Annotated in this window: 3 protein-coding genes; 1 reads left to right on the forward strand and 2 read right to left on the reverse strand. The window is 63.8% G+C overall.

Translation table 11 applies throughout. The features are described 5' to 3' along the window. Positions 1-22 precede the first annotated feature (22 nt). Both ACODSJ_RS24570 and ACODSJ_RS24575 read right to left on the reverse strand, forming a co-directional pair. Positions 23-949 carry a Gfo/Idh/MocA family protein gene (locus ACODSJ_RS24570; RefSeq protein ID WP_489104208.1) on the reverse strand — a complete coding sequence of 309 codons (927 nt, stop codon included), beginning with the start codon at positions 947-949 and terminating at the stop codon, positions 23-25. Positions 950-1,027: 78 nt separating this feature from the next. Continuing rightward, positions 1,028-1,807, reverse strand: coding sequence for a DeoR/GlpR family DNA-binding transcription regulator (locus ACODSJ_RS24575; RefSeq protein WP_489104209.1), 780 nt, complete (start codon positions 1,805-1,807; stop codon positions 1,028-1,030). Between the two features lie 246 nt (positions 1,808-2,053). On the opposite strand from ACODSJ_RS24575, the gene ACODSJ_RS24580 reads away from it, so the two are divergent. Continuing rightward, positions 2,054-4,991, forward strand: a 2,938-nt coding sequence (locus ACODSJ_RS24580) for a DUF5801 repeats-in-toxin domain-containing protein (protein ID WP_489104210.1), incomplete at its 3' end; no start/stop codon positions are given.

Consider the following 4,991-nt stretch of genomic DNA (forward strand, 5'->3'; position numbering starts at 1 on the left):
CCCTGGCAAGGCAACCGCCCCGTCAGTCATGGAACGGTTCGACTGGTACGCGGCTGCCCACAAAGAAGCTGTCGGCGACCAGTCGCAGCGGTTGCAAATCCAGGTCGCTGGCCTTGCCCTCGATCAGTTGTTGAAAATGCCGGTACACCGCCGCGTATTCCCCCTCCTGCGACACCGCCTGGCGCACGCCATCGATGCTTAACAGCGCGCCGCCATTGTCCAGGCGCAGAACGCCTTCAGCGCAACGAATCTCGATACTCCAGAGCTCATCGTGACCATGATCGAAGTCGAATTCGGCGCGGACATCCAGCTGGCGGGGATCGGACATCTTGATGCTGGCGGCGATCGGCGACTGGCAGTTGGCGGGAACGCGCAACTCGGCCGACTCGACGAACAGCGGCAATGCCAGCAGATGCGTCACGATCGACAAGGCATTGATACCGGGATCGAACACGCCCAGGCCACCGGGTTGCCAGATCCAGGTCTGGCCGGGGTGCCACTTGCGCACGTCTTCCTTCCAGTCGATCTGCACGCTGTGCAGGGTACGGCTCGCCAGCCAGTCTCGGGCGGCTTCGATGCCGGGTGCATAACGCGAATGCCAGGCGAACAGGCCGCTGACGCCTTGCGCCTGGACCTGATCGACCAAGGCCTGCGCTTCACCCAAGGTGGAGCACGGCGGCTTTTCCACCAGCACATGCTTACCGGCGGCCAGCGCCTGCTGCACCAGGGCGAAGCGACCTTGTGGCGGTGTGCAGAAAGCGATCGCATCGACGTGCGGTCCGCGCTCAAGCAACTCGGCCAATGACCGGAAGTTCTCGACGCCGGGACAAGGCTGCCCTTGGGTCGCGACCGACACCAGTTCGAATGCGGCGTTGGCCTGAATGGCGGGTACGTGTTGATCCTGGGCAATCTTGCCGTAGCCCACCAGACCGAGACGAATCGGTTGCATCGATGACTCCTGTTGTTTTTGTAGTGTGTGCTGGAGCAGCAAACTAGACGTAAATCCCCTCGCCGACAATGACCAGCCTTATCCGGTTGCCTTCATGATCGTGCCGATCCTGCCGGAAAACGGCGCCAGTCGTTCATGGGGCGCATCGGGTTCCACCACCAGGGCGGTGACCTCCTCGCACGACGCCACCTGGTAGTGCGCCACGCTGGAGAGTTTTTCGTTGGTCACCGCCACCACCACCTGACCGCTCGCCGCGACCACGGCGCGCTTGAACTCGGCGTCGTCCAGGCCAAACGCCGTGACGCCGTTGTCCGGGTCGAGGGCGCAGGCACCGAGCAGGCACAGGTCGAAACTGAACTGCTGCAACTGCCGCGCGGCCGTCAGCCCGATCACGCCACCGGAGACCGGGTTCACCCGGCCGCCCAGCAAAATGACTTGCGCGCCGGGTAACTTCATCAGTTCCACCGCGATCAATGGCGAGTTGGTGGTCAGGGTCAATTCGAGCTGAGGGTCGATGGCGCAGGCGATGGCCAGGTTGGTCGAACCGGCGTCGATGAACACATGCTGGCCGGCCCGCAACAGCGAGACCGCCATCTGGCCGAGGGTGTTCTTGCGCGCAGTGTCTTGCCGGACGCGCACGCTCAACGGCCGCTCCGCCGAGGGCAGGCGTATGGCGCCGCCGTAGACCCGCTTGCACAGTCCTGCGGCGACCAGCGCGCCGAGGTCGCGGCGGATCGAGTGTTCGGAGACGTTGAATTCGCAGGCCAGGTCCGCAGCGATCACCCGCCCGTACAGGGCGAGACGTTCGCTGATCAGTCGCTGGCGTTCGCCGGGAAACGCTTCATGGGAGGACGTCATGCCTATAACCTGCACAAATGAGCAACAGTGATCACAAACGAGCAAAAATATGCCGATTAAACGGCGAGTCGTCAACCGGGCGCAGGACGAACATGAGATCCCCCCGTCAACGCCTGCCGAATGGGCCAAAACTCCTAGCCGGCCTGGGAGTATCGGCCGATGCGCACGGCGTCGCGCTTTCACATAGTGGCGGTCACGGGTCAACGGTCAGACCTCGATGACCGCCACTATCATTCGGAGCACGCCATGACTGTCCAAGAACAAAATTCCTCGCTGACAGGTGATACGGCCGCCCTCTTCACCCCCTTTGCCGCCACCGCCTTGAGCATCACGGCGACCGGCACCAATGTGACACTGGACGAAACCGCCGGTTTGCAGAACGCCACTGCCACACCGAGCCCGGCGGGCGACGCTGACGACAACGACATTTTGCTGGCCGCCCTGCCCTCGACTTTCTCCACCCGCCTGACCGCGCTTGGGGCAGGCACTGCAACGGGGGCCGCCTTGAGTGGCTACACCGGCGCCGCCGGCAACACCGGCAGCAACGCCTTCACCGTCAGCGCAGCGCCCGGTGCGACCATCACCGACATCAGCTTCGTCGGCACCTCCGGGGCACCGCTCGACGGCGTGGACAGCGGCTTGCACACCCTCGACGGCACCAGCATCCTGCTTTACACCGACACCAACGACAACATGGTCCTGGGCCGGGTCGGTGGGTCAAGTGGGGCAATCGTGTTCGCCGCCTACATCGAAGAAACCGGATCGCCGGTTTCCGGCGGCAAGATCTGGACCGTGCAGTACCAACCCCTGAGCAACCCGGTCACCAGCAACCCCGATGACCCGGTCAACCTGCTGGACAAAGTCTTCATCGGTGCCAGCCAGGACCTTGAGTTCAGCCTGGCCAACGCGCCTTCCGGGCAAAACCTGTTTCTGATGTTCACCACGGCGAACCCGAACACTGAAGTGGTCAACGGCATCACCCGGATCACCGACCCGACCATCATCGCCACCGGCAAAGACCCCGCCGACCAGTCCAGCGGCGCGAACATCACCACCGGCGACACCATCAACACCAGTCAGGCTGGCGGCCCGACCACCTTCGGCACCAACAACCAGATGATCGTGGAACAGGAAGGCATCCGGTTCACCTTCGTCACCGGTGCCCGGCAGGATGTGACCATCCCCAACCTGGACCAGAACGAGGCGGACGTTGAAGCCAACGTCGACTTCACCAGCATGTTCAATGCGAAGACCGCCAATTTCGACGTCGTGCAATTGCAGAGCGGCAAGAGCGCCGTGGTCAAGATCAGTGCCTTCAGCACCGCCGCCGAACCCGGGGTGAATTTCATCAATGGCTACGCAGGCGACGCCGCAGTGGCGATCACCAATGTCCGGGTCATCAACATCAGCACCGGGCTGGTGATCGAGAACTCGGACGGCTCGGTGAACGACACGTCCATTGCCATCAACTTCAATGGCGGGGTTGCCACCATCACTGGCGTCAAGGCCGGCTACCAGATCGAATACACCACCACGCAAACCCATAACCGCGTGCTGATCGAAAACGGTGCGGCTCTCGATGCCAAGGGCACTAACCACGCCGACTTCGACATCGGTGGCTTCACCTTGGTCCAGGCGTCCATTGCAAAAGCCGAAATCGGCTCCAAGATGGTCTTCGAGGACGATGGGCCGAGCATCGCCACCACCGGCACGGAGCCGACGCTGACCGTGGATGAAACGGTGCTGGCCACCAATGCGACCCAAGGCTTCGCGGCCAACTTCACCTCGGCGTTTGGCGCCGACGGGGCCGGCACCCTCACCTATGCCCTCGGCGTGGTGGCGGGTGCTTCGGGGCTGACCGATACCGCCACGAACGAAGCCGTCAACTTGTCGCTCAATGGCGGCGTGGTAGAAGGCCGCACCGCGACCACCAACGTGCTGGTGTTCACCGTCAGTGTCGCCGCCAACGGTGACGTGACCCTCGACCAGATCCGCGCAGTGGTCCACCCCGACACGAGCAATCCCGATGACGCCAAGAGCCTGGCGGCGGACACCCTGGTGACGCTGACCGCCACCAAGACCGACCGCGACGGCGACAGCGCCCAGGCCACCCTCAACATCGGCCAGAACCTGGTGTTCAAGGACGATGGACCCAGCGTCAGCACCACCGGCACGGAACCGACACTGACCGTGGATGAAACAGTACTGGCCACCAACGACACCAAAAGCTTCGCGGCCAACTTCACCTCGGCGTTCGGCGCCGACGGGGCCGGCACACTCACCTATGCCCTCGGCGTGGTGGCGGGCGCCTCGGGGCTGACCGATACCGCCACGAACGAAGCCGTGAACCTGTCGCTCAATGGCGGCGTGGTGGAAGGCCGTACCGCAACCACCAACGTGCTGGTGTTCACCGTCAGTGTCGCCGCCAACGGCGACGTCACCCTCGACCAGATCCGCGCAGTGGTCCACCCCGACACGACCAATCCCGATGATTCCAAGAGCCTGAGCGCCGACAACCTGGTCACCCTGACCGCCACCAAGACCGACCGCGACGGCGACAGCGCCCAGGCCACCCTCAACATCGGCCAGAACCTGGTGTTCAAGGACGACGGCCCGAGCATCAGCACCACCGGCACGGAGCCGACACTGACCGTGGATGAAACAGTACTGGCCACCAACGACACCAAAAGCTTCGCGGCCAACTTCACCTCGGCGTTTGGCGCCGACGGGGCCGGCACCCTCACCTATGCCCTCGGCGTGGTGGCGGGTGCTTCGGGGCTGACCGATACCGCCACGAACGAAGCCGTCAACTTGTCGCTCAATGGCGGCGTGGTAGAAGGCCGCACCGCGACCACCAACGTGCTGGTGTTCACCGTCAGTGTCGCCGCCAACGGCGACGTGACCCTCGACCAGATCCGCGCAGTGGTCCACCCCGACACGAGCAATCCCGATGATTCCAAGAGCCTGGCGGCGGACACCCTGGTGACGCTGACCGCCACCAAGACCGACCGCGACGGCGACAGCGCCCAGGCCACCCTCAACATCGGCCAGAACCTGGTGTTCAAGGACGACGGCCCGAGCATCAGCACCACCGGCACGGAACCAACACTGACCGTGGATGAAACGGTGCTGGCCACCAACGACACCAAAAGCTTCGCGGCCAACTTCACCTCGGCGTTTGGCG

It is taken from the genome of Pseudomonas sp. FG6 (genome assembly GCF_057809015.1).

Bases quoted from the DNA above. Each gene is read 5' to 3' on its own strand.
- ACODSJ_RS24570 (WP_489104208.1), bottom strand. From the start codon at position 949: ATGCAACCGATTCGTCTCGGTCTGGTGGGCTACGGCAAGATTGCCCAG.
- ACODSJ_RS24575 (WP_489104209.1), bottom strand. From the start codon at position 1,807: ATGACGTCCTCCCATGAAGCGTTTCCCGGCGAACGCCAGCGACTGATC.